Here is a 22,650-nt window from a genome sequence, read left to right on the forward strand (position 1 = left end):
ACTCGTGCCGCTTAAGGATGGGCGAGCTTCAAGGGTGACCTTCGAGCGGACGCGGGCATTCCATCGCTTGATGAGCAAAAGCTTTCGCGATGGAATTGAAATCCGTCTTGTTCGGCGACTATAGTCCGCCGACGCCGCGCTCGACTCGCGCGCGGGGAGGCAAGGGAAGGAATACGCAAATGACCAAAGTCCGCGCACTGGTGCTGGAGCGCCAGCATGAGCTCGCAATCCGCGAAATCGATCTGCCGATGGAAACCGGGCCGGGCGAGGTCAAGATCAAGATTCACACGGTCGGTGTCTGCGGCTCCGACGTTCACTATTACACGCACGGCAAGATCGGCCCCTTCATCGTCAACGAGCCGATGGTGCTCGGGCACGAGGCGGCGGGTACCGTCGTCGAGGTTGGCGCCGGCGTCACGCATCTGAAGGTCGGCGACCGCGTCTGCATGGAGCCGGGCATTCCCGATCCGAATTCCAAGGCAAGCCGGCTCGGCATGTATAATGTCGATCCCGCCGTCTCCTTCTGGGCAACGCCCCCAGTTCACGGCGTGCTCACGCCCGAAGTCGTGCATCCCGCCAACTACACGTTCAAGCTGCCTGATAATGTCAGCTTTGCCGAAGGCGCCATGGTCGAGCCTTTCGCCGTCGGCATGCAGGCCGCCACCAAGGCGAAGATTGCGCCGGGCGACACCGCCGTCGTGCTCGGCGCCGGTCCGATCGGCACGATGGTCGCCATTGCGGCGCTCGCCGGCGGTTGCGCCCGCGCGATCGTGGCCGATCTGGCGCAGCCGAAGCTCGATACCGCCGCTCAGTATCAGGGCGTGATCCCGGTCAATATCCGCGAAACGAACCTCGTCGAGGAGGTCTCGCGACTGACGGACGGTTGGGGCGCCGATGTGATCTTTGAATGCTCCGGTTCGCCGAAGGCCTGGGAAACGATCATGGATCTGGCGCGTCCTGGCGGCGTCATCGTTGCCGTCGGCCTGCCGGTCAACCCGATCGGCTTCGACGTTTCGACTGCCTCGACCAAGGAAATCCGCATCGAAACGGTGTTCCGCTACGCCCATCAGTATGAGCGGTCGATTGCGCTTCTCGGCTCCGGTCGCGTCGATCTGAAGCCTCTGATTTCCGATACCTTCGGCTTCGAAGACTCGATCAAGGCTTTCGACCGCGCCGTCGAAGCGCGCCCGAGCGATGTGAAGCTCCAGATCGTGATGGACTAGGCGCCGGCTGGCTAGCTCGTGCTAGCCGACACTTTTCTGAAAGCTCTTCTGAAGACAAGGGCCGCGCCAGCCACGATGGCCGCGGCCCCGAGCCCGACGAAGAGGTGATGGTGCAGCGGAAGACGACCGAGGATATGCTCGATCCCGTGTCCGAAGAGATAGCCGAGCGCCGTAAACAGCTGTCCCCATACGAGCGCCGCGATTGCATTCAACATCACGAACTTGCCGGTCGAGATTCGCGTCGTGCCGATCACGATCGGGCTGATCGTTCTCAGGCCGACGAGAAAGCGGAACGCCAGGATGAAGCCTGTCGGGTAGCGCTCGAGGAGCGATGTAACCTGCGCCAGCGTCGGCGTCTCCATCAGCCTGCGGACGACATGCCAGCGTGACGCATAGCGGCCGGCGAAGAACCACATCTGGTCTCCGGCGAATGAACCCGCCGACGCCATCAGCGAGGCCGACCAATAGGTGAGCAGCCCGCGATGGGAGATGATGCCGCCTAAAAAGGCTGCGGTTTCTCCCTCGAATGCGGTGCCAAGGAAGATCGCGATAATCCCATAGTGTTCGATCAGATGTTCTATGGACACGATTGATCCCTCAGCGTTTCTGGCCTGCCGGGTTGAAGGCTACACGCTCTTGAGGTCGCCAAGCAATGTCGGGATCAATTCGGAGACCGTCGGGTGGATCGGCACGGCCCATTTCAGCTCGGGATAGGTTGTCCCGGCGTTCATCGCGTCGATGAAGCCGTGGATCGCCTCGTCGCCCTCTATGCCAAGAATGGCGGCACCCAGGATCTGCTTGGTTTGCGCGTCGGCGATCACTTTCATGAAGCCCTTCGTCTCGCCCCGCTCCTTGGCGCGGCCGACCTTGGTCATCGGCCGGGTCGAGATCATGATCTCGCGGCCCGATGCGCGCGCCTGTTTTTCCGACATGCCGACGCGGCCGAGCGGCGGATCGATATAGAGCGCATAGGCGAGGATGCGGTCGCTGAGCTTGCGATCCTCGCCGTCGAGCAGGTTTGCGGCCGCGATCTCGAAGTCGTTGTAGGACGTATGCGTGAACGCGCCGCGGCCATTGCAGTCCCCCAGCGCCCAGATGCCCTCGACATTGGTCGCCAGCTTGTCGTCAACGGTGATGTAGCCACGCTTGTCGGTGGCGACGCCGGCATGATCGAGGCCGAGATCGTCCGTGTTCGGTACGCGGCCGGTTGCGATCAGCACATGGCTCGCCGTGATCTCGGCTATGCCGTCGGCGACCGCAACCTTGATTCCCTCCGCTTCGTTCTTGAATGCGATGCGGTCCGCGCCGGTGTGGACCGTAATTCCCTCCGCGCGCAGAATATCGGCAATCGCGTCTGAGATATCCTCATCCTCTCGCGAGGCGAGTTTGGGGCCACGCTCGATGACCGTAACCTCGGCGCCGAAACGGCGATACATCTGTGCGAACTCAAGACCGATATAGCTTCCGCCAATGACCACCAGATGCCGGGGCAGCGTGGCCAGCGCGATGATCGACGTGCTGGTCAAATAGTCGATGTCGTCGATACCCGGCATATCGGGAATGGCCGGTCGCGCGCCGACGTTGAGATAGATCCCGGGTGCGGTCAGCAATTCGCCGTTGACGCTGATCGTCCGTTCGCTTTCGAAGCGCGCATGGCCGTAGATCACGGTGACGCCGTCCATGCCGGCGAACCAGGAGATCAGCCCATTGCGGGCCTCCATGGTCACCGTCTCGGCTCGCTTGCGGACGATCGCCATGTCGACGCCGATCGCGCCCGGGATTGTCACGCCGTAGCCGCCGGCGTTGCGTGCCACATAGGCGGCGCGAGCGCTGGCGACGAGGGTCTTGGTCGGCATGCAGCCGGCGTTGACGCACGTTCCGCCGAGATACTTGCGCTCGATCAGCGCGACCTTCATGCCCTTCTCCGCCATCCGGGCGGCGAGGAAGGGGCCGGATTGGCCGGCGCCGATAACGATGGCGTCGAAGCTCCGCATCAGACCGACGCCACGATCAGGATCGCGCCGACAATAGCGACGGCGTCCTCGAGAATGGCGGCCGGCGGATCTCTATGAAACACGCTTGCCAATTTAGCGCGCGCCGCCGCACCGCCGAGTGTGCCCGCAGCCGCGCCAAGAATGCCGGCGATGAGCCCTGGTATCAATGATCCGCCGGCAGCGCCGATCGTCGCGCCTGACAGCGCGCCCATGATCAGCCTCGCGCCGAACTGCATCGGTACTTTTCTTGAGGGCGTGGATGGCAATTGATCCGTCACCAGTTCGACCAGCGCCAGCAGCGTGAAAATCCACGGGGTCCAGCGATAGCCCATGAAAGCGAGCGGTGTCTGAGACACATCGAACCAGCCGAGTGCTGCGCCCCAGGCGACGGCCGCGGGCGCTGTCAGCGCGCGCAGCCCGGCGATGATGCCGATCAGAAATGCGAGAAACAGAAGCATGCGCAATCCCCCATCGCAGCGCAGGCTCTGCCCGCGACAAGCGAAAGCTTGCACATTGTCGGGTCCGTTGCAATTTGGCGGAGAAGAATTCTCAATCAGTTCGAGAACGCCGCTATTCCCGTTATGGCGCGGCCGAGGATCAGCGCGTGAATGTCGTGCGTGCCCTCATAGGTGTTTACCACCTCCAGGTTGACGAGATGGCGGGCGACGCCGAATTCATCGGATATGCCGTTGCCTCCAAGCATGTCGCGCGCCATTCGGGCGATATCGAGCGCCTTGCCGCAGGAATTGCGTTTGAGAATCGAGGTAAGCTCGACGGGCGGGTGGCCGTCTTCCTTCATCCGGCCGAGGCGCAGGCAGCCCTGCAGCCCGAGCGTGATCTCGGTCGCCATGTCGGCGAGCTTCCTCTGGATCAACTGATTGGCGGCGAGCGGCCGGTCGAACTGCTTGCGGTCGAGCGTGTATTGCCGCGCCCGCGCATAGCAATCCTCGGCGGCGCCGAGCGCGCCCCAGGCGATCCCGAAACGGGCGGAGTTGAGACACGTAAACGGGCCCTTGAGGCCGGACGCGTTGGGCAACAGGTTCTCTTCCGGCACAAAGACGCCATCCATCACCACTTCGCCGGTGATCGAGGCGCGCAGGCCGATTTTGCCGTGAATGGCGGGGGCCGTCAGGCCCTTCCATCCCTTTTCGAGTATGAAGCCGCGGATCACGCCATCCTCGGTCTTCGCCCAGACCACGAAGACATCGGCAATCGGTGCATTGGAGATCCACGTCTTGGCGCCGGAAAGGCTGTAGCCGCCATCGACCTTCTTTGCCCGCGTCGCCATCGATCCCGGGTCGGAGCCATGGTTCGGCTCCGTGAGACCAAAGCAGCCGATCCATTCTCCGGTGGCGAGCTTTGGCAGATATTTCTGCTTCTGCGCTTCGGATCCGAACGCATCGATCGGCACCATCACCAGCGAGGACTGGACGCTCATCATGGAGCGGTAGCCGCTGTCGACCCGCTCGACCTCGCGGGCGATCAGGCCGTAGGCGACGTATCCGAGGCCCGCGCCGCCATATTCGGGCGATATCGTCGGGCCGAGGAGGCCGAGTTCGCCCATTTCGCGAAAGATGCTTGGATCGGTTTTCTCATGGCGGAAGGCTTCGAGCACACGCGGCGCAAGCTTTTCCTGCGCGTAGGAATGCGCGGTGTCGAGCACCATGCGCTCCTCATCCGTCAATTGCTCGACGAGCCGGAACGGATCGGACCAGTCGAAACTCTCGCGGGTGTGCTGCATGGTTCATCCTCCTCGATCCATCGGCATGTCGCGGACCCTATTGGGATACTGCCGGGGCGAGGGAGCGTCAACACGGCGCCGCCTCTGTCGCTCTCGACTGCGCGCGATCATGACATAGCTATCCCTCAATGGGCCCCTCAAATGGGATCGTCTGACGATGGGAGCAGGACATGACAAAAATCGCGTTTATCGGCCTCGGCAATATGGGTGGGCCGATGGCGGCAAATCTGGTCAAGGCAGGGCACACGGTCGCGGGCTTTGATCTGGTGTCGGCATTGCTTCAATCCTCCGAAGCGACCGGCGTGCAGCCGGCGAGTGACATCTCCCAAGCTGTGAGCGGTGCCGATGTCGTCGTGACCATGCTTCCACAGGGCAGGCACGTCCTGACGGCGTGGACAGACATCCTTGGCGCTATTCCCTCGGGAACGCTCGTCATCGACTGCTCGACGATCGACGTCGCCAGCGCGCGCAAGGCGCATGAGATGGCAAAGGCCGCCGATTGCCCATCGCTCGATGTCCCGGTCTCCGGCGGAACCAGCGGTGCTGCGGCCGGAACGCTGACCTTCATGGCGGGAGGAACGCCGGAGAGCTTCGCAAGGGCCAAACCCATACTCGAAGCGATGGGCAAGAAGATCGTCCATTGCGGAGAGGCAGGCGCGGGGCAGGCGGCGAAGATTTGCAACAACATGATCCTCGGCATATCGATGATTGGCGTCTGCGAGGCCTTCGCGCTGGGAGAAAAGCTCGGCCTCTCGCACCAGGCCTTGTTCGATGTCGCCTCGACGTCATCGGGCCAATGCTGGTCGATCAACACATACTGCCCGGTTCCCGGCCCGGTGCCGACGTCGCCCGCCAACAACGATTACAAGCCGGGCTTTGCAGCCGCCTTGATGCTGAAGGACCTCCGCCTGTCGCAGGAGGCGGCGCTCGCGACAGGCGCCTCGACGCCGCTCGGCGCCGAAGCCGCGCAATTGTTCGCTCTCTTCGAAAAGCAGGGCAATGGCGGTCGCGATTTCTCAGCGATCATCGAGATGTTGCGCGGCTGACGCCTTTCTTACGGCAAGCGCAGGTTCGTGCCGCCGACCCAGGCGGTTGCGATATTGGGTTTCGAGGCGGTGTTGATGATCTTCTGGAGAATCTGTTCGCCGCTATCGAATTCGTCGAACAAGCGCACCGATCCCTTCGGCGCCTTGGTGTCGACAACGATCGCATCGAACAGATAGCCGGGCTTGAACTGGCCGATCGGCAGATCGAGCGCCACGCCACCGCCTGCCGTCGCGATATAGAAGGCATCGCGGAAATCGATCTGGGCCGGCCCGTAGCTGGCACGCGATTCGGCATCGCGCTTGGGATCGACGCCGCTCTCAAGAGCGCGCGACATCAGGATCGCGCCGCGGCAGTTCTCAAGCATCGAGGCGCTCGGCCCGCCGGAGACATCCGTGCCGAGACCGACGTGTATGCCCTTGTCTAGGGCGGCCTTGAGCGGGAATACGGCGTTGGCGAAGTAAACGTTGGAGAGCGGGCAGTGGGCGACAGCAGCTTCGCGCTCCCGCACCTTGTTCATGTCACCATCCGTCAGGAAGTTGGCGTGTGCCAGAACCGTGCGCCGGCCGAGCAGGCCGAAGCGATCGAGCGCCTCGGTATCGGTCACGCCGTAGCGGGACAACACATAGCCATGCGCCCAGTCGCTCTCCGAACAGTGGGTCTGCACGTGGCAGCCGCATTCCTTGGCCAGAGCACCCAGCCCCTCAAGCGTCGCGTCGGTGCAGGATGGCACGAAGCGCGGCGTGATGACAGGAAGGACTTTCTTTTCAACGTTATCAGGATGATTGTTGATGTAATCAATCAGTGCACGCGTGCCTTCAATGGCTTCATCCGGCGAGGCGTCGCGGTAGTAATCCGGACACTCGTCGGCATTGTCCATCGCCACCTTGCCGATCAAAGCGCGTTGGCCCTTCTCCAGACATATGTCCGCAAGAGATCGCGTCGCATCCTGGTGCACGGTGGCGAAATAGAGCGCCGTGGTCGTGCCGTTTGCGAGGAGGTCGTCGACGAGCAGGCCGTAGCTGCGCTTTGCGAAGGCAAGGTCTTCGTAGCGGGCTTCCAGCGGGAAGGTGTATTTCTGCAGCCATACCTCGAGCGGCACATCGAGCGCGCTGCCAAGCTGTGGATATTGCGGCGCATGGACGTGAAGATCGATGAAACCCGGAAGGAGATAAGAGCCAACCGGCAGCGTGACCAGCTCGCCGCCTTCCTCGCGGGCCTCGCGAATGGTCCGGTAGTTCGGATCGCTCGGCCGATGCATGGCGGCGATCGTGCCATCCGCGCCGATGTCGATCAGCACCTCGTCCAGGATATCGATCTTTCCGCGCTCCGGAGCGTGAAATCCGGAGGCGCAGAGCGTTTTATTCCGCAAGTCCAATGCTGTATTCCCAATTCAATCAATGCGTCAGTATACGCGCACGTATGCACGAATTTAAATCTATAGCGAATGGCCGCGGGGTCCATCGCAGGAGCCCTGCGTTTTTACGGTGGCTGCCGTGCAATGATGGGACGCTCGGTCGTCCGGCAGCTGTCGCCGTGATTATCAGGCGCGAGTGGACTGCTCGGCATGCTGAAGCAACCACGCCCTGACCTTGGCTACAGATTGGGCTTGTCTCGGCTTGCGGAGCGAGACGACGTAAAAGTCCGATTGCGCACGCATCGTTTCCGTGAACGCCGGCACCAACCGGCCGGCGGCGATATCCTCGTTGACGAAGACCGCGCTTGCCAGCGCGATGCCCTGTCCGGCAAGGGCAGCCTCGATCGCGTGAGACGTTTGATTGAAGCGGACGCCCTTCGAGGTGGCGACGGGCCTTGCGCCAGCGATCGTAGCGATGAATTCCGGCCACTGATTGTGGGTATCGTGGAGCAGCACGAAACGCGCGAGATCGGTGGGGTCGAGCGGTCCGGTTGCTGGCATCAGCGCCGGGCTGCAGACCGGGACAAGCTCCTGCTCGAAAAGCAGATTGGCCTCCAGCGAGGCCGGAAAGGGCGGCCGCGCCAGCCGGACGGCGATATCAACGTCATCTGACTGGAAGTTGGCGACACGTTCGCTGGCGAGAATGCGCATATCGAGGTCCGGGTGGGCGGCCAGGAAATCGGGCAGCCTCGGGATCAGCCACTTCGACGCGAAAGTCGGCGTGACGCTGATCGTCAGCCGCAAGGGCTCCGGCCTCAATGTCGCCGTCGCATCGGAGATCAGTTCGAAAGCACGCCGGATGCTCTCGGCGTAGCCACGTCCCGCTTCGGTCAAGGCAAGCTTGCGGGGGAGGCGCTCGAACAAGGCGAGGTTCAACTCTTTCTCCAGGCCGCGGACCTGCTGGGCCACCGCCGCTTGGGTGACGCCCAGTTCCTCGGCTGCGGCGCGAAAGTTGAGATGGCGGGCGGCGACTTCGAAGGCACGCAGGCCATTGAGCGGCGGAAGGCGGAAAAGCGGATCGTTCATGCGATAGATTTTCTACTGATTGATGCCAATCGAATTGGCTCGAAGCGATGCCTTCCTGATGGTATCATATGGCATCAAGGCTGAAAACAAGCGCGATGCGCAAGAAGAGTGACGAAAGGGTGGATGTCGTGACAGTAGAAAAAGTGGCCCTGGTGACGGCAGGCGGCAGCGGCATGGGGGCTGATGCCGCCAAGCGTCTGGCGGCCGATGGCTTCAAGCTCGCCATCCTCTCGTCCACGGGCAAGGGAGAGGCACTGGCCAAGGAGCTCGGTGGCGTCGGCGTCACGGGCTCGAACCAGTCGAATGACGATATCAAACGCCTTGTGGATCTCGCCATGCAGGCCTGGGGCCGCATCGATGTGCTGGTCAACAGCGCGGGGCACGGCCCGCGCGCGCCCATCCTCGATATCACCGACGAGGATTGGCACAAGGGCATGGACGTCTACCTGATGAACGTCATCCGCCCAACCCGGATCGTCACGCCGATCATGCAGGCGCAGAAGTCTGGCGCGATCGTCAATATCTCCACCGCCTGGGCCTTCGAGCCGTCGGCGATGTTCCCGACCTCTGCAGTCTTCCGCGCCGGTCTCGCCTCCTTCACCAAGATATTCGCCGACACATACGCGGCGGACAATATCCGCATGAACAACGTTCTGCCGGGCTGGATCGACAGCTTGCCGGCAACCGAGGAGCGCCGCGAATCGGTGCCGATGAAGCGCTATGGCACGAGCGAAGAGATCGCGGCGACGGTCGCGTTTCTGGCATCGGACGGCGCCGGATATATCACCGGGCAGAATATCAAGGTGGATGGCGGGCTCGGCCGATCGGTGTGATCGAAACCGTTGACGTCGCGGAATCAAGCGGCTTTTTGACGGCCGCTTGATAAACGTCACGTCGCAGGCCTGCGATAGAGGTTATCTATCGAAATATTTTTCTTTATCTATTTCATTTATCGCTGGCCCCTGTTTATGTTGCGCTGCGAAAGCAGGTTTTCGCTTCGCAGCAATTTCACAGGAGCCTTCATGTCCCTTATCAACACATCCATTAAGCCCTTCAAGGCGCAGGCCTTCAAGCAGGGCAAATTCATTGACGTGACCGATGCCGACGCCAAGGGCAAGTGGGCGGTATTCTTCTTCTACCCGGCCGACTTTACCTTTGTTTGCCCGACGGAACTCGGCGATGTTGCCGATCACTATGCCGAGCTGCAGCGCCTTGACGTCGAGGTCTATTCGGTCTCGACCGACACGCACTTCACCCACAAGGCCTGGCACGACAGCTCCGAGACGATCGGCAAGATCCAGTACACGATGATCGGCGACCCGACGGGCACGATCAGCCGCAACTTCGAAGTCATGCGCGAATCCGAAGGCCTTGCCGACCGCGGCACCTTCGTCGTCGATCCCGATGGCGTCATCCAGGCGATGGAAGTCACTGCAGAAGGCATCGGCCGCAACGCCGTCGACCTGCTGCGTCGCATCAAGGCTGCGCAGTATGTGCGCGCGCATCCGGGTGAAGTTTGCCCGGCCAAGTGGGAAGAGGGCGAAAAGACGCTCGCTCCGTCGCTGCACCTCGTCGGCAAAATCTGACGTTCGAATGACTGCCGCCTTCCGGTCCATCTGGAGGGCGGCACCCAATACCATATTCAGCGCCCCAAACGCGGCGCGGCCATCCATTTTTAGCGGAGTGTCCCATGCTCGACGACAATCTGAAATCCCAGTTGAAGGGCTATCTGGAACGGGTCGTTCGCCCGATCGCGATCACCGCTTCGGTCAATGACAGCGCCAAGTCGAAAGAGATGTCGGAGCTTCTCGCCGAACTGGTCGCACTTTCCGACAAGATCTCGGTCGTGGAAACCCGCGATGACGGCGAGCGCGCACCCTCGTTCGCGCTGACCAGCCCAGGCCACGACATCAACCTTCGCTTCGCGGGCATTCCGATGGGCCACGAGTTCACCTCGCTGGTGCTGGCTCTGCTGCAGGTCGGCGGCCACCCGCCGCGCACCGAGCAGGCGATCATCGATCAGATCAAGGATCTCGATGGCGATTTCCTCTTCGAAACCTATTTCTCGCTCACCTGCCAGAATTGCCCCGACGTCGTGCAGGCGCTGAACCTGATGGCCGTCTTGAACCCGCGCGTGAAGCATGTGGCGATCGATGGCGGCGTGTTCCCGGCCGAGGTTCAAAACCGCCAGGTCATGTCGGTGCCGACGGTCTATCTCAACGGCCAGCTGTTCGGTCAGGGCCGAATGGAAGTCGAGGAGATCGTCTCCAAGCTTGACACCAACTCGGCTGCACGTGCCGCTGAAAAGCTGAATGGCCGCGAAGCCTATGACGTGCTCGTCATCGGCGGCGGTCCGGCCGGCGCTGCGGCGGCCATTTACGCCGCGCGCAAGGGCATCCGTACCGGCGTTGCCGCCGAGCGCTTCGGCGGTCAGGTGCTCGACACGATGGCGATCGAAAACTTCATCTCCGTGCAGCACACCGAGGGTCCGCAGTTCGCGGCCTCGCTGGAAGCGCATGTGAAGCAATACGACGTCGACGTCATGAACCTGCAGCGCGCCGAAAAGCTCGTTCCCGGCAAGGACATGATCGCGGTCGAGCTCGCCAACGGCGCCACTCTGCGCTCGAAGACGGTTATCCTGTCGACCGGCGCGCGCTGGCGGCAGATGGGCGTTCCCGGCGAGGACCAGTATCGCAACAAGGGCGTTGCCTATTGCCCGCATTGCGACGGCCCGCTGTTCAAGGGCAAGCGCGTCGCCGTCATCGGCGGTGGCAATTCGGGCGTCGAAGCGGCGATCGATCTTGCCAACATTGTCAGCCACGTGACGCTGATCGAATTCGACAACAAGCTGCGCGCCGATGATGTCCTGCAGCGCAAGCTGCGCAGCCTTCCCAACGTCGATATCCTGCTCTCCGCCAAGACGACGGAAGTGCTGGGCGACGGCCAGAAGGTGACCGGGCTCGTCTACGAAAACCGCGTTGCGGGTCAGCGCCACACGCTCGATCTCGAAGGCATCTTCGTTCAGATCGGTCTGCTTCCGAACACCGAATGGCTGAAGGGCGCGATCGATCTGTCGCCACGCGGCGAGATCATCGTCGATCATCACGGCCAGACCTCGGTCCCCGGCGTCTTCGCCGCCGGCGATTGCACCACGGTGCCGTACAAGCAGATCGTGATTGCGCTCGGCGAGGGCGCCAAGGCATCGCTTGCGGCCTTCGATCATCTGATCCGCACGTCTAGCCCGGACGAGGATGCGGTGAAGGCGGCTTGAGGCTGATCGACACGGTCCTGAAATGACGCTTCGCGAGCTGGAATACCTGATTGCCTTGGCGGACCACCGGCATTTTGGCCGGGCCGCCGAGGCGTGCCTGGTCAGCCAGCCGACGCTCTCCATGCAGATCCGGAAACTGGAGGAGACCCTTGGCGCTCCTCTGATCGAGCGCACGCCGCGCACGGTCATGTTGACACCGTTCGGCGAGGATACCGTCAAGCGGGCAAGGCGCATCATGCAAGAGGTCGCCGAGATCAAGTCATCGGCCTTGCGCAGCCTCAATCCCGAGGTTGGCACCCTGCGTCTCGGCATCTTCCCGACGCTTGCACCCTATTTCCTGCCGCATGCGGTGCCGCGCATCTATAGGCAGTTCCCGCGGCTGGAGACGCTGCTGATCGAAGAAAAGAGCGATGCGCTCCTGGCGCGGCTCAGAAGCGGCAATCTCGATGCCGCGATCCTCGCTCTTCCCATCAACGACGACCACTTGAAGGCAGAGTTTCTCTTCGAGGAGGACTTCCTGCTCGCCGTTCCCGGCACGCATCCGCTGGCAAAGCGGCGGTCGCTGACGCTCGGGGACCTCGATCGCTACGATCTCATGCTGCTCGAAGAGGGGCATTGCCTGCGGGACCAGGCGCTCGATGTGTGCCGCTTGTCGGGTGCGAGCGAGCGCACCTCGTTTCGCGCCACCAGCCTGGAGACGCTGCGCCAGATGGTCGGCGCCAATGTCGGGATCACGCTTCTGCCCGAGCTCGCCGCGCTGCATCCGGCGTCGGGCGATATCAGGCTTCTGCGTTTCGAAGGCATATCGCCGAACAGGCGCATCGGCATCTGCTGGCGCACGGGTTCGGCGATGGGCGCTTTTCTGGAAAGTATCGCCAGTCTTCTGCGCGAGGTTGCCCAGGAGCTGCTTGCCGACATCAGGCGCTCGCCGGCCGCTTAAAACGACTTCACTTCCACTCCCACAGGAGCTTGGTGGAAAACGGCCGTGCGCCGATCAATAGCTCGGGTTGCGTCAGCTTGGCCTCGAATGTTGCGGCATCCGCGTCACCATTCAGCCCGACAAAGAGCATCTTCATCGAAGCGCCGCGCGGCTGGCCCTTCTTCCGGTAGGCGAACTGGACCGCGCAGGTGGGATATTCCCATCCCGCCGTCAGCGTTTCCGCGAACGCTTCCTCGCCGAGCCCGTTCGCCCGCCCCGTCGACGCCAGGAACTGGCCCAGTCCGAAGAAGCCGGAGAATACCCGGTACGCCGTCTCCTGCGACATCTGCGTGCCCTGTCCGCTTGCCGTGTCGCGACGATAGAAGAGACTGTCCACCTGACCCTGTTTGCGGCTCATCGCGTAGCTGATCAGGTTTTTCTGGGCGAGCAGCTCCATCGTCAGATCGTAAGTCTGATAGCTGCTGGGGTCGGTATGCAGATCGTCGATACGTGCCTTCAGATCGACAACATAGTCACGATAAAATGCGGCGCTCATCGGCGTTTCCTCATGTTTTCCGGCGCGTGGTAGCAGAAAACGCGGAAATTCCAAGGGGGCGGGCGACTTGCGCCGCAACGGCCATGTGGCGCAGATCTGCGACAGAAGCTGCGCGTCACGCGCATAGCGCATAGCTGTTCTGCAGAATTGTGCCTATGATTTGAGCGCGCTTGCTGTATAAACAAATCATCGAAGCGATGCACCTCCTCCCGCAGAGCTTCGAGTTGCAGGTGGCCTTATCCTCCTCCCAAGGGCGCCTGTGGGAATGACAGCACTCCTCCTCCCAGCTGTCATTCGGTTATTTTCGAAAAGCCTGTCGCACCTCCTCCCGCGGCAGGCTTTTTCGATTCTGGCCCACGCGTTCTTCAGCTTTCAGTTTTCCGGATCAACGGGTAGCGCCAGCGCGCAAACCATTCGGCTTGCGCGCCTTTCGTGGTCTTGCGTCAACTGATGCCGCCGAGGCAGACGTACTTGATCTCGGTGAACTCCTCGATGCCGTATCGCGAACCTTCGCGGCCGAGGCCTGAGAGCTTCACGCCACCGAACGGCGCTTCCGCCGTCGAGATCAGGCCCGTATTCACGCCGACCATGCCATATTCCAGCGCCTCGGCCACGCGGAACACACGCGCGAGGTCCTTGGCGTAGAAATAGGAAGCGAGGCCGAATTCGGTGTCGTTTGCCTGTTCGATTACATCCGCCTCATCCTTGAAGCGGAAGAGGGGAGCAAGCGGGCCGAACGTCTCTTCGCGCGCGACGGCCATATCCTTCGTGACGTTGGCGAGGACGGTGGCCTCGTAGAAGGTGCCGCCCAGCGCATGCGGCTTGCCGCCCTGGATGATGTTCGCACCCTTGGCGAGCGCGTCGGCGACGTGCTCCTCAACCTTCTCAAGCGCCGGCTTGTCGATCAAGGGGCCGAGAATGACGCCTTCATCGAAGCCGTTGCCGGTCTTCAGCTTCCCGACCGCTTCCGCGAGCTTCTTGGAGAAGGCGTCATAGACGCCATCCTGCACGTAGAGCCTGTTGGCGCAGACGCATGTCTGGCCGTTGTTGCGGAATTTCGCGATCAGAGCACCCTCGACGGCTGCATCGAGATCGGCGTCGTCGAAGACGATAAACGGTGCATTGCCGCCGAGCTCGAGCCCGAGTTTCTTGATCGTTGGCGCGCTCTGCTTGTAGAGCTCGGCGCCGATTTCGGTCGATCCGGTAAAGGTGAGCTTGCGCACGGTCGGGTTTGACGTCATCTCCGCGCCGATCGCGGCAGCAGACCCTGTTAGCACCGAGAAAAGCCCCGCCGGCAGGCCGGCGCGCTCGGCAAGCACCGCGATCGCGATCGCCGAGAACGGTGTCTGCGATGCCGGCTTCAGCACCATGGCGCAGCCCGCAGCCAGCGCCGGGCCAGCCTTGCGGGTGATCATCGCGTTCGGGAAATTCCAGGGCGTGATTGCCGCGACCACACCGATCGGCTGCTTCATCACCATGATGCGCTTGTCTGGCTGGTGGCCCGGTATCAGGTCGCCATAGATGCGCCGGGCTTCCTCCGCGAACCATTCGATGAAGCTCGCGCCATAGACGATCTCGCCGGTGGCTTCGGCAAGCGGCTTGCCTTGTTCAAGCGTCAGGATGCGCCCGAGGTCGTCCTTGTTCTCGATCATCAGATCGAACCACTTCCGCAGGATGCCGGCGCGTTCCTTGGCGGTGCGGGCGGCCCAGCCCTTCTGCGCGACGCGCGCCGCCTCGATTGCCGCCTTCGTCTCGCCGCCGCCGAGCTTGGGCACGCGGCCGATAATCTCTCCGGTGGCCGGATTGTTGACCTCGATCGCATTGGCGGGATCGACATCGATCCATTCTCCGCCAACAAGAGCGGCCTGGCGAAAAAGGGAGGGGTCTTTCAGCTGCATCGCATTCATCCTGTTTGACACGTTGCCGGCATGGCTGCCGGCACTGATCGGGCCAGCGTCTTTCTTGTGCGAAGGATAAACTGGTGTCCCGTCCGGCAAGATCAAATTGGCCGAATTGCCCAAGACTTGCAACTGGAGCCATTGGTGGCTTTTCAGTGCCGGAAGCGGCGCGACCGTGGGCCGCGCCGATGTTCAACGGGTCAAACGGCGGAGCTCAGGCTTTCTTGGAAGGGCGTCCATGCAGCGGCTCGGCGCGGTGCCAGTTTTCCAGGATCCGGCCGTCGGTGTGGTTCTGCTTTGCCCAGCGGATCCCGTTCGAGATGACTTTATGAATGGTCTTGTCATGGTAGATCGGGTAGCTCTCGTGACCGGGGCTGAAGAAGAAGATGCGTCCCCGGCCGCGCTGGAAGGTGCAGCCGCTGCGAAACACCTCGCCACCCGAATACCAGGAAATGAATACCAGCTCGTCGGGCTGCGGGATGTCGAAGGGCTCGCCGTACATTTCCGACGCGTTCACCTCGAAATAGGGCGGCAGTCCCTCGGCGATCGGGTGAGACGGATTGACCACCCACACGCGCTCGAGATCGCCCTCCGGTGTTTCACGCCAGGAGAGGTTGGCGTTGGTGCCCATCAGGCGACGGAAGAGCTTGGAGTGATGCCCGGAGTGCAGGATGAGCAACCCCATCCCCTTCAGGACGCGCTGCTGGACACGGTCGATCAGTCCGTCGCTGACGTCCTCATGGGCCATATGGCCCCACCAGAGCAGGACGTCGGTGTCGTTGAGTACCGAGTCGGGAAGGCCTTCGTCGGGATCATCCAGCGTTCCTCGACGGATTTCGAAATCGGGATGTGCGATGCCTGCCGCAATCGCACCGTCGATGCGGTCAGGATAGATCTCCTGAACCTCCTTGTGCAGTTGCTCGTGGCGTCCCTCGTTCCAGATGGTGACCTTGATCGTCATGATGTCCTCGATGTTATCAACGTGATTAGGATACTTGAGCCGAGCGGATGACACGCCCGGTGGTGTCGAACAGATGGCAGGCGGCGCCATCGGCTGTCAGAGAGACGCGGTCTCCCGGCCGCACCGCGATATCGCCTTCGGCGCGTACGACGATCGGCTGCGCCTCAGAGCCGACGGTCATGTAAGTCTCGACGCCAAGGCGTTCGACTATGACGACGTCGGCCGTGAAATTGCCCTGGCCCTCGGGCGCGATCTTGAAGTGCTCCGGGCGGATGCCGAGCGTGGCGGCACCCTCGGGCACCGTTCCGGCGCCACCCGGCAGGTCGAGCGCCAATCCGATCGGGCTCTGCACGCGCAACGCGCCGGCCTGCGGCTTGCTGATCGTCACGGGAACGGTGTTCATGCGCGGAGAGCCGATGAAGGTGGCGACGAACTCGTTGTCAGGCTTGTGGTAAAGGTCCATCGGTGCGCCCTGCTGGGCGACAAGCCCCTTGTTCAGGACGACGATGCGGTCCGCCATGGTCATGGCCTCGACCTGATCGTGGGTGACGTAGACGACGGTCGCCTTCAATTCGCGGTGCAAGCGCTGCAGCTCGGCGCGCATCTGTACCCGCAGCGCGGAATCGAGGTTGGAGAGCGGTTCATCAAACAAGATCAGCGACGGCTTCTTGATGATGGCGCGACCGATCGCGACGCGCTGTCGTTGGCCGCCGGACAATGCGGCGGGGCGGCGATCGAGATAGTCAGTTAGCTGCAGGATTTCGGCGACGCCTTCCACCTGCTTGCGGATTTCCGCTTCCGGCACTTTCTTCAGGCTGAGCGAGAAGCCGATATTCTGCGCCACCGTCATATGCGGATAGAGCGCGTAGGATTGAAACACCATGGCGATACCGCGTTTGTCCGGCGGCACGTCGTTGATGCGCTTGCCGTTCAAGATGAGGTCGCCGTCGTCGATGCCTTCCAGCCCGGCGATCATCCGCAGAAGGGTCGACTTGCCGCAACCCGAAGGACCAACGAATACGGCAAACTCGCCGTCCTCGACGGTGATGTCGACGCCCTTGATGACCTCCAGGGCGCCATAGAATTTGCGAACGTTCTTGAGATTGATCATCTGTGAAACTCTTTCTGGATATCAGCCTTTGACGCCGCCCGCGAAGGTCTGGACGAGGAAGCGCCGCGCGAAGCCGAAGGCGATCACAGCCGGCAGGAGGTAGATGAAGGCGAGGGCGGCAAGCAGGCCGTAATCGATCTCGTTGATGCGCAGGAAAGCGCGAAAGAGGCCGAGGGGAAGCGTCTGCAGCTCCGGTGACGAGAGGAAGATCAGCGGCAGCAGGAAATCGCCCCATGCCGACATGAAAGCAAACAACCCGGCCGCGGCCAGCCCCGGCAGCGCCAGCGGGATCAGGACGCGGCGGATGCGCTGCGTCATCGTTGCGCCGTCCATCAGCGCTGCCTCCTCATAGTCGCGCGGCAGGCCGTCAAAGAAGGTTTTCATGATCCACAGCGCCAACGGCAGCTGCATGGTCGCGAGCACCAGGATCAGGCCGAGATAACCGTCGATGAACCCCGTCCAGCGCATGATCGGCCGGGCGTACTCGCCGAAGATCGGCCGTAGGATCGCGCCCTCGGCATTGTTGAGCGTCAGCAGGAACTTGTAGAGCGGCACCACCAGCGCGGTCGGCGGCAAGACGCGGATCAGAAGGATCGCGTAGAGAAACGGCAGCTTCCACCAGGCCCGCGTGCGCGCCAAGGCATAGCCACCGAGGCCGGCCAGCACCATCACCAGCACCGTCGCGGAGCCGACGACAAAGAGCGAATTGAAGAGCCACTTCGCCCCGTCTTCCTTGGTGAACACACGCAGATAATTGTCGAGCGTCCATTGCTCCGGCCAGCGGAGGAACAGCTGGGCGTTGCCATCGAGCGACGCGAGCAGAACCCAGAGGAACGGGACAGCGCAGAAGATCGAGATCAGCGACAGCGTGGCGTAGGCAAGCAGGTCCGATCGGGTCTTGTTGGCGTTTTCTGTCGGGGAAAGCACTGCCATGTCAGACCTCCACCTTCATTGCCCGCACGTATGCGATGCCGAGGATCAGCGAGATCACCAAAGTGACGACCGCGACCGCGGCGCCGTAGCCGAGCTGGAAGGCAGTGAAGGACTGGTTGTAGATGTAGATGCTGATGACTTCGGTCGCGCCACCAGGGCCGCCGCGCGTAAGCGCATAGACAAGACCGAAGACCGCGATCGTCGAGACGGCGGAGATCAGCATGTAGAGAAGGATCGTCGGCATCATCAGGGGAAGCGTGATGCGGCGGAACATCTGCGATGGCGTGGCGCCGTCCATGCGGGCAGCCTCATAGATCTCGCTCGGAATGGTGCTGAGGCCCGCAGTCAAGAGGATCATCGCTGTGGCGATGCCGCGCCAAGTGTTGACGACGATGATCATCGTCAGCGGGAAGACCTGGAGCCAATCGGTGGGTGTCACGCCGAAGAAGCTCACGATACGGCTGAGCGTGGCGTTCTCGCCGCCAGCCAGCATCGAAATCCACATGAAACCGGCAACGACCTCAGGTGCTGCGTTGGGCAGCAGGATCATCGAGGAGAAAATCTGGCGGAACATGATCTGCCGACGCAGGGCAACAGCCGAAATCAGCCCGAGAACGAACTGGCCGATCACAGCGGATCCGACCACGAAGAAGAACGTCACGATGATAGCGTTCCAGAACTTCGCGTCGTTCAGAAGCCGCATGTAGTTGCGAATGCCCACAAAGCGCGGACGCAGCGCTGCGGCGCCCGTGAGGGCTTCGTTGGTGAAGCTCAGATAGACGGAGTAAAGTGCGGGATAGATCACGAAGGCCAGAAGCAGGACCAGCGACGGCAGCAGGATCACGAGGAGCTGCCGCTCGACGCGTCGTTCGTGAGAATTGAGGACCATGAAGCTCGCAACCTTGTCTGATGATCGCAGACGCGGCCAGCTGGCCGCGCCTGCAGTCTTGGGCGGAAGTCGAAGGGCTTGAGGCTTATTTCACCACGTCGTCGCCGAGCGTTTCCTTGACGTAATCGACAAGGATCTTCTGGGCGCCGGCAGCATCCGTTTCCTTGCGCAGCAGCGCCTCGGTTGCGCGTGCCACGCCTTCGGCGATGGTGCCGAAGCCGGAAGCCTGCTTCAGGAAGACGCCATTGCCGGCCGCGGCGTGGATCGGAACGAGTTCCGTCAACTTCTGGAACTCGGCGCTCTTGGCCGCATCCTTGCTTGCCGGAATATTGCCGATGCGCGCGGCGTAAGAGACCTGCGTGTCGACCGAGCCGATCTCAAGCAGCGCCTTCGTCGCCAGTTCCACGTTCGCAGACTTCGCGTTGACGGCCCACGGAGCAGCAAGGTTCGCGAGCACGTACTGGCCGCCCGTCTGGCCGGGAACGGTCCAGGTGCCGACGATCTTTGCCACCTCTGGGATCGGGTTCTTGCTCTCGCGGCCCCAATCGAAGATGTAGCACCAAGAGCCGCAAGTGGTTGCCGCAAGCTTGCCCTCAGGGAACATCTGGTACTTGGGAATGACCCACGGCTCGGGGCCAAGCAGTGGCTGCGTCGGCATCAGGTCCTTGTCGATCAGCTCCTTGTAAACGCCGAAGACGTCCTTGATGCCTTCACCGCTGAGATCGAGCTTTCCATCTGCATCGACGAGTTGCGGCGTCTTGGAGCCGACGAGCAGATGCTGGAAGCCTTCATCGAAGGCGCCGCTGCCCCAGGACACGCCGGCCGGAAAGAGCAGGCCGTAAGCGCCGGTCTTCGCCTTCACTTCAGCGGCACGATCCAGCAGGTCTTGCCAGGTCTTCGGTTGCTCGGTCGAAATGCCGGCTTTCTCCAGCACATCCTTGCGGAAGTAGATCTCCTGGATGCCGAGCATGAACGGCATGACGTAGGTTTCGCCGTCGGGGCTCACGGCCAGCTGCTTTGCGACGTCATAGAAGTTCGCGTAGCCGTCCCAGGCGGTGATCTCTTTGGTTACAGGGGCGAGGTATCCGGCTTCGACCATATCGGCCACAGCCGCCGTCGACGGGATCGAGAACAGATCCGGCGCGTTGCCGGCGCCAAGCTCGGTGAGCAGCTTTGTCAGGTAGTCCTTGTCGGGCGCCGGGTACTCGACGACCTCGACGGTCACTCCGTATTTCTTTTCGATCGCCTCGACCGTCGACTTCATGGCGTCGATGCCGGCTTGGCCGTGATTTGCAATTCGGATTGTTTCGGCATGTGCCAGCGTCGAGACCGCGCTCAGCAAAATGGCGCACAGGCCACCAATGACCGTCTTCTTCAACGGAAGTCCTCCCTTTTTGATTGGCGGCGCCCTCCAGCACCGTGTGAAAAATGTACACGCATTCCTAAACGAGGCAAGGCGGATTTCTCAAAGAATTTATATCAACATATAATATATTGATTTTACGCAATAAAATAGAACTTGCGTCAAGTTTTCCGTTTGTGTAATCGTGTACACAATCATGTGGGAGGAGTTTCATGACACAGAAATTGCGGCTGGGCGTGATCGGCGCCGGCCTGAAGGCGGCCGAGTATGCGGCGAGCTGGGCGACAATGCCGGAGGTCGAGTTCGTAGCGCTTGCCGATACGACCGCTTCGTCGCGCCAGCGTCTGATCGACGTCTGCACCGCAACCGGCGCAGCGGCACCGAAGAGCTTCGAGGACTATCGCGAGATGCTCACGAAATGCCGGGATGAACTGGACATCGTCTACATCTCCACCCCGCACGCCTTTCATGGCGAGCAGGCGGCAGCCGTCGTCGAGGCCGGCATCGATCTTTTCCTTGAAAAGCCGATGGTCACGACCGTTGCCGAGGCTGAAACGCTGATCGCGGCGCAGAAGAAGAGCGGCGTCACGGTTGTCACCGCTTTCCAGGGCGGCCTCTCGCCGTTGGTGATCGATACGCGCAAGCGTGCTCTTGCAGGCGAATTCGGCGAGCTTATCGCGATATCGGGCATGATCTGGGAGAGTTGGGCCGACAATTATGCCGGTCACTGGAAGCAGGAGCCGGAAATCTCGGGCGGCGGCTTCATGTTCGACACCGGCGCGCACATGATGAACACCGTCTGCCTGCTGGCCAATTCCGACTTCGCCAGCGTGTCGGCCTTTATGAACAGGCACGGCCGCAAGGTCGATATCGTCACAGCAGTGTCCGCCCGCCTGAAGAACGGTGCCTTGGCGACCTTGACGGCGGCAGGCGAGGGGCCTCCAGGCTGCGCCTCCTACATCACCTTCTTCTACTCGAAGGCGATCGTGCGGATCGATGCCTGGGGCGGCTGGCGCGAAATCAGCGTCGGTCGGCTCAACGAGCCGCGCGAAGAGGCCGAAATTCTCGGAAACCCGATGAAAAACTTCCTCGCTATTCGCGCTGGTGAAATGGAAAACACCGGCTCCGTTGAAATGGGACTGCGTTTCGCTAGGCTGTGGGATGCAATCAAGGAATCGGCGGCAGCCGACGGCATGCCCGTCCGGCCCGCCGAATAGACGTATCGGACACCAGACATGAACAAGCGGCGGATCACCTCGAAGGAACTGGCAAAGCTCGCCGGGGTATCCTCCGCCACCATTTCCCGCGCATTCTCGCCCGATTCCAGGATCGGCAGCGCCACGCGCGATCGAATTTTGTCGGTCGCGCGCGAACACGGCTATCAGCCGAACGCGATTGCCCGCTCGCTGAACAATCAGCGCTCAAGGCTGGTCGCCCTCGTCGTCAATGCAATCGGAAACCCTTGCGAGGCCGAAGAGCAGCAATTGCTGGTCCACAGGCTGCAGGCGCGCCAGCTGCTGCCGATCATCCTGTGCTGTGCCGATCACGATGATCGGCTGCAATTGATGCGGCTGGCATCCACCTATCAGGTGGATCATGTCGTGGTTTTCTCGGACATGGTGTCGATGCAGGACGCGGTCGATATCTTCCATACCACCAAGCCGATCATCGTCTCGTTCGAACCGCTGGAGAATGAAAACGTCTCCAACATCCGCATCGACGGCTCGGCCGCGGCCGACGAGATCATCGAGAAGATCGTCAATGACGGCAAGAAGCGCTTCGCCTATCTCTCCGGCACCAAATCCAGCTGGATCGACAAGCTTCGACGCAAATGGTTCGCGGACGCGCTCGCCAAGCGCGGACTGGCCATCGAGGCCGAGGCCTTCGGCGACTACACGTACGATTCCGGCTTCAAGGAAGCGGTGCTGCTGCTGCATCGCTCGAAGGTCGACGCCATCATTTGCGGCAACGACGTGATGGCGATCGGCGCGCGAGACGCCGCGCGGCGCATGCTCGGCAAGAACACGCCTGATGACATCGCCATCGTCGGCCAGGATGGCATCGCCATGGCCGCATGGGATTGCAACGATCTTACGACACTCAGCCTCGATCACGTGGCCTTCATAGACGCAGTTGTCGATCTCATCGAGCGCCACGATGCCGATCTGCCGGGGCCGCACAGCATAACGCTGACCTGTAATGCCCGCTGGGGATCCACCGCCTGACACGATCCGCGTCACGCGAATAGGTCGCTGTTTTAGGTGTGGCTTGACTACAGGCTTCAAACGAAATGGTATGCGCGCC

Annotated in this window: 21 protein-coding genes; 8 read left to right on the forward strand and 13 right to left on the reverse strand. The window is 61.8% G+C overall.

What is annotated here, in order from left to right; genetic code table 11:
• The first annotated feature begins 179 nt into the window (after positions 1 to 179).
• Complete coding sequence (locus J5286_RS24885; protein WP_209192472.1) at positions 180 to 1,223, forward strand: NAD(P)-dependent alcohol dehydrogenase; 1,044 nt, start codon at positions 180 to 182, stop codon at positions 1,221 to 1,223.
• A gap of 11 nt (positions 1,224 to 1,234) precedes the next feature.
• Here J5286_RS24885 and J5286_RS24890 read toward each other — a convergent pair whose 3' ends face one another.
• The 4 genes from J5286_RS24890 to J5286_RS24905 all read right to left on the reverse strand — a co-directional run bounded on the left by J5286_RS24890 (position 1,235) and on the right by J5286_RS24905 (position 4,958).
• The gene (locus J5286_RS24890) at positions 1,235 to 1,810 is read right to left on the reverse strand and encodes a DedA family protein (RefSeq protein WP_209192474.1); all 576 of its coding nucleotides are present in this window, start codon (positions 1,808 to 1,810) and stop codon (positions 1,235 to 1,237) included.
• A gap of 39 nt (positions 1,811 to 1,849) precedes the next feature.
• On the reverse strand, positions 1,850 to 3,217 hold the full coding sequence (locus tag J5286_RS24895; RefSeq protein WP_209192476.1) for an FAD-containing oxidoreductase: 1,368 nt from the start codon (positions 3,215 to 3,217) through the stop codon (positions 1,850 to 1,852).
• The gene (locus J5286_RS24900) at positions 3,217 to 3,675 is read right to left on the reverse strand and encodes a DUF4126 family protein (RefSeq protein WP_209192478.1); all 459 of its coding nucleotides are present in this window, start codon (positions 3,673 to 3,675) and stop codon (positions 3,217 to 3,219) included. Before J5286_RS24900 ends, J5286_RS24895 begins: the two co-directional genes overlap by 1 nt.
• A gap of 95 nt (positions 3,676 to 3,770) precedes the next feature.
• Positions 3,771 to 4,958 (reverse strand): acyl-CoA dehydrogenase, encoded by a 1,188-nt coding sequence (locus J5286_RS24905; protein ID WP_209192481.1) that lies wholly within the window; start codon positions 4,956 to 4,958, stop codon positions 3,771 to 3,773.
• Between the two features lie 170 nt (positions 4,959 to 5,128).
• Between J5286_RS24905 and mmsB the strand changes: the two genes are divergently transcribed.
• Positions 5,129 to 6,004 (forward strand): 3-hydroxyisobutyrate dehydrogenase, encoded by an 876-nt coding sequence (gene mmsB / locus J5286_RS24910; protein ID WP_209192483.1) that lies wholly within the window; start codon positions 5,129 to 5,131, stop codon positions 6,002 to 6,004.
• 8 nt (positions 6,005 to 6,012) lie between these two features.
• Here mmsB and guaD read toward each other — a convergent pair whose 3' ends face one another.
• Positions 6,013 to 7,380 carry a guanine deaminase gene (gene guaD / locus J5286_RS24915; RefSeq protein WP_209192486.1) on the reverse strand — a complete coding sequence of 456 codons (1,368 nt, stop codon included), beginning with the start codon at positions 7,378 to 7,380 and terminating at the stop codon, positions 6,013 to 6,015.
• 165 nt (positions 7,381 to 7,545) lie between these two features.
• Positions 7,546 to 8,445 carry a transcriptional regulator GcvA gene (gene gcvA, locus J5286_RS24920; RefSeq protein ID WP_209192490.1) on the reverse strand — a complete coding sequence of 300 codons (900 nt, stop codon included), beginning with the start codon at positions 8,443 to 8,445 and terminating at the stop codon, positions 7,546 to 7,548.
• Between the two features lie 128 nt (positions 8,446 to 8,573).
• Here gcvA and J5286_RS24925 point away from each other — a divergent pair, with 128 nt between their 5' ends.
• From J5286_RS24925 to J5286_RS24940, 4 genes are all read left to right on the forward strand, one after another.
• Entirely contained in the window at positions 8,574 to 9,278 is a 705-nt protein-coding gene (locus J5286_RS24925) for an SDR family oxidoreductase (RefSeq protein WP_209192492.1), read from the forward strand.
• Between the two features lie 189 nt (positions 9,279 to 9,467).
• A complete protein-coding gene (gene ahpC / locus J5286_RS24930) occupies positions 9,468 to 10,031 on the forward strand; it encodes an alkyl hydroperoxide reductase subunit C (protein WP_209192494.1) in 564 nt (187 codons plus the stop codon).
• A gap of 104 nt (positions 10,032 to 10,135) precedes the next feature.
• Positions 10,136 to 11,716: an alkyl hydroperoxide reductase subunit F gene (ahpF, locus tag J5286_RS24935; RefSeq protein WP_209192497.1), complete on the forward strand. Its 1,581-nt coding sequence runs from the start codon at positions 10,136 to 10,138 to the stop codon at positions 11,714 to 11,716.
• A gap of 22 nt (positions 11,717 to 11,738) precedes the next feature.
• Entirely contained in the window at positions 11,739 to 12,656 is a 918-nt protein-coding gene (locus tag J5286_RS24940; RefSeq protein ID WP_209192499.1) for a LysR substrate-binding domain-containing protein, read from the forward strand.
• A gap of 7 nt (positions 12,657 to 12,663) precedes the next feature.
• On the opposite strand, the gene J5286_RS24945 is transcribed toward J5286_RS24940, so the two are convergent.
• From J5286_RS24945 to J5286_RS24975, 7 genes are all read right to left on the reverse strand, one after another.
• Positions 12,664 to 13,191, reverse strand: coding sequence for a hypothetical protein (locus tag J5286_RS24945; RefSeq protein WP_209192500.1), 528 nt, complete (start codon positions 13,189 to 13,191; stop codon positions 12,664 to 12,666).
• A 443-nt stretch (positions 13,192 to 13,634) separates the two neighbouring features.
• A complete protein-coding gene (gabD, locus tag J5286_RS24950) occupies positions 13,635 to 15,089 on the reverse strand; it encodes an NADP-dependent succinate-semialdehyde dehydrogenase (protein ID WP_209192501.1) in 1,455 nt (484 codons plus the stop codon).
• Positions 15,090 to 15,303: 214 nt separating this feature from the next.
• A complete protein-coding gene (locus J5286_RS24955) occupies positions 15,304 to 16,050 on the reverse strand; it encodes a ThuA domain-containing protein (RefSeq protein ID WP_209192502.1) in 747 nt (248 codons plus the stop codon).
• Positions 16,051 to 16,075: 25 nt separating this feature from the next.
• Positions 16,076 to 17,161: an ABC transporter ATP-binding protein gene (locus J5286_RS24960; RefSeq protein WP_209192504.1), complete on the reverse strand. Its 1,086-nt coding sequence runs from the start codon at positions 17,159 to 17,161 to the stop codon at positions 16,076 to 16,078.
• 21 nt (positions 17,162 to 17,182) lie between these two features.
• Positions 17,183 to 18,094 (reverse strand): carbohydrate ABC transporter permease, encoded by a 912-nt coding sequence (locus J5286_RS24965; protein WP_209192505.1) that lies wholly within the window; start codon positions 18,092 to 18,094, stop codon positions 17,183 to 17,185.
• Position 18,095: 1 nt separating this feature from the next.
• Entirely contained in the window at positions 18,096 to 18,983 is an 888-nt protein-coding gene (locus tag J5286_RS24970) for a carbohydrate ABC transporter permease (RefSeq protein WP_209192507.1), read from the reverse strand.
• A gap of 85 nt (positions 18,984 to 19,068) precedes the next feature.
• Positions 19,069 to 20,361, reverse strand: a complete 1,293-nt coding sequence (locus J5286_RS24975; RefSeq protein WP_209192509.1) for an ABC transporter substrate-binding protein — start codon at positions 20,359 to 20,361, stop codon at positions 19,069 to 19,071.
• Between the two features lie 197 nt (positions 20,362 to 20,558).
• On the opposite strand from J5286_RS24975, the gene J5286_RS24980 reads away from it, so the two are divergent.
• Both J5286_RS24980 and J5286_RS24985 read left to right on the forward strand, forming a co-directional pair.
• Positions 20,559 to 21,563, forward strand: coding sequence for a Gfo/Idh/MocA family protein (locus J5286_RS24980; protein ID WP_209192510.1), 1,005 nt, complete (start codon positions 20,559 to 20,561; stop codon positions 21,561 to 21,563).
• 18 nt (positions 21,564 to 21,581) lie between these two features.
• On the forward strand, positions 21,582 to 22,571 hold the full coding sequence (locus J5286_RS24985) for a LacI family DNA-binding transcriptional regulator (protein WP_047504035.1): 990 nt from the start codon (positions 21,582 to 21,584) through the stop codon (positions 22,569 to 22,571).
• Positions 22,572 to 22,650: the final 79 nt, after the last annotated feature.

It is taken from the genome of Rhizobium sp. 16-488-2b, assembly GCF_017741815.1.
Classification (GTDB): domain Bacteria; phylum Pseudomonadota; class Alphaproteobacteria; order Rhizobiales; family Rhizobiaceae; genus Rhizobium.

Bases quoted from the DNA above. Each gene is read 5' to 3' on its own strand.
- J5286_RS24885 (WP_209192472.1), top strand. From the start codon at position 180: ATGACCAAAGTCCGCGCACTGGTGCTGGAGCGCCAGCATGAGCTCGCA.
- J5286_RS24895 (WP_209192476.1), bottom strand. From the start codon at position 3,217: ATGCGGAGCTTCGACGCCATCGTTATCGGCGCCGGCCAATCCGGCCCC.
- J5286_RS24900 (WP_209192478.1), bottom strand. From the start codon at position 3,675: ATGCTTCTGTTTCTCGCATTTCTGATCGGCATCATCGCCGGGCTGCGC.
- J5286_RS24905 (WP_209192481.1), bottom strand. From the start codon at position 4,958: ATGCAGCACACCCGCGAGAGTTTCGACTGGTCCGATCCGTTCCGGCTC.
- mmsB (WP_209192483.1), top strand. From the start codon at position 5,129: ATGACAAAAATCGCGTTTATCGGCCTCGGCAATATGGGTGGGCCGATG.
- gcvA (WP_209192490.1), bottom strand. From the start codon at position 8,445: ATGAACGATCCGCTTTTCCGCCTTCCGCCGCTCAATGGCCTGCGTGCC.
- ahpC (WP_209192494.1), top strand. From the start codon at position 9,468: ATGTCCCTTATCAACACATCCATTAAGCCCTTCAAGGCGCAGGCCTTC.
- ahpF (WP_209192497.1), top strand. From the start codon at position 10,136: ATGCTCGACGACAATCTGAAATCCCAGTTGAAGGGCTATCTGGAACGG.
- J5286_RS24940 (WP_209192499.1), top strand. From the start codon at position 11,739: ATGACGCTTCGCGAGCTGGAATACCTGATTGCCTTGGCGGACCACCGG.
- J5286_RS24945 (WP_209192500.1), bottom strand. From the start codon at position 13,191: ATGAGCGCCGCATTTTATCGTGACTATGTTGTCGATCTGAAGGCACGT.
- gabD (WP_209192501.1), bottom strand. From the start codon at position 15,089: ATGCAGCTGAAAGACCCCTCCCTTTTTCGCCAGGCCGCTCTTGTTGGC.
- J5286_RS24955 (WP_209192502.1), bottom strand. From the start codon at position 16,050: ATGACGATCAAGGTCACCATCTGGAACGAGGGACGCCACGAGCAACTG.
- J5286_RS24960 (WP_209192504.1), bottom strand. From the start codon at position 17,161: ATGATCAATCTCAAGAACGTTCGCAAATTCTATGGCGCCCTGGAGGTC.
- J5286_RS24965 (WP_209192505.1), bottom strand. From the start codon at position 18,094: ATGGCAGTGCTTTCCCCGACAGAAAACGCCAACAAGACCCGATCGGAC.
- J5286_RS24970 (WP_209192507.1), bottom strand. From the start codon at position 18,983: ATGGTCCTCAATTCTCACGAACGACGCGTCGAGCGGCAGCTCCTCGTG.
- J5286_RS24980 (WP_209192510.1), top strand. From the start codon at position 20,559: ATGACACAGAAATTGCGGCTGGGCGTGATCGGCGCCGGCCTGAAGGCG.
- J5286_RS24985 (WP_047504035.1), top strand. From the start codon at position 21,582: ATGAACAAGCGGCGGATCACCTCGAAGGAACTGGCAAAGCTCGCCGGG.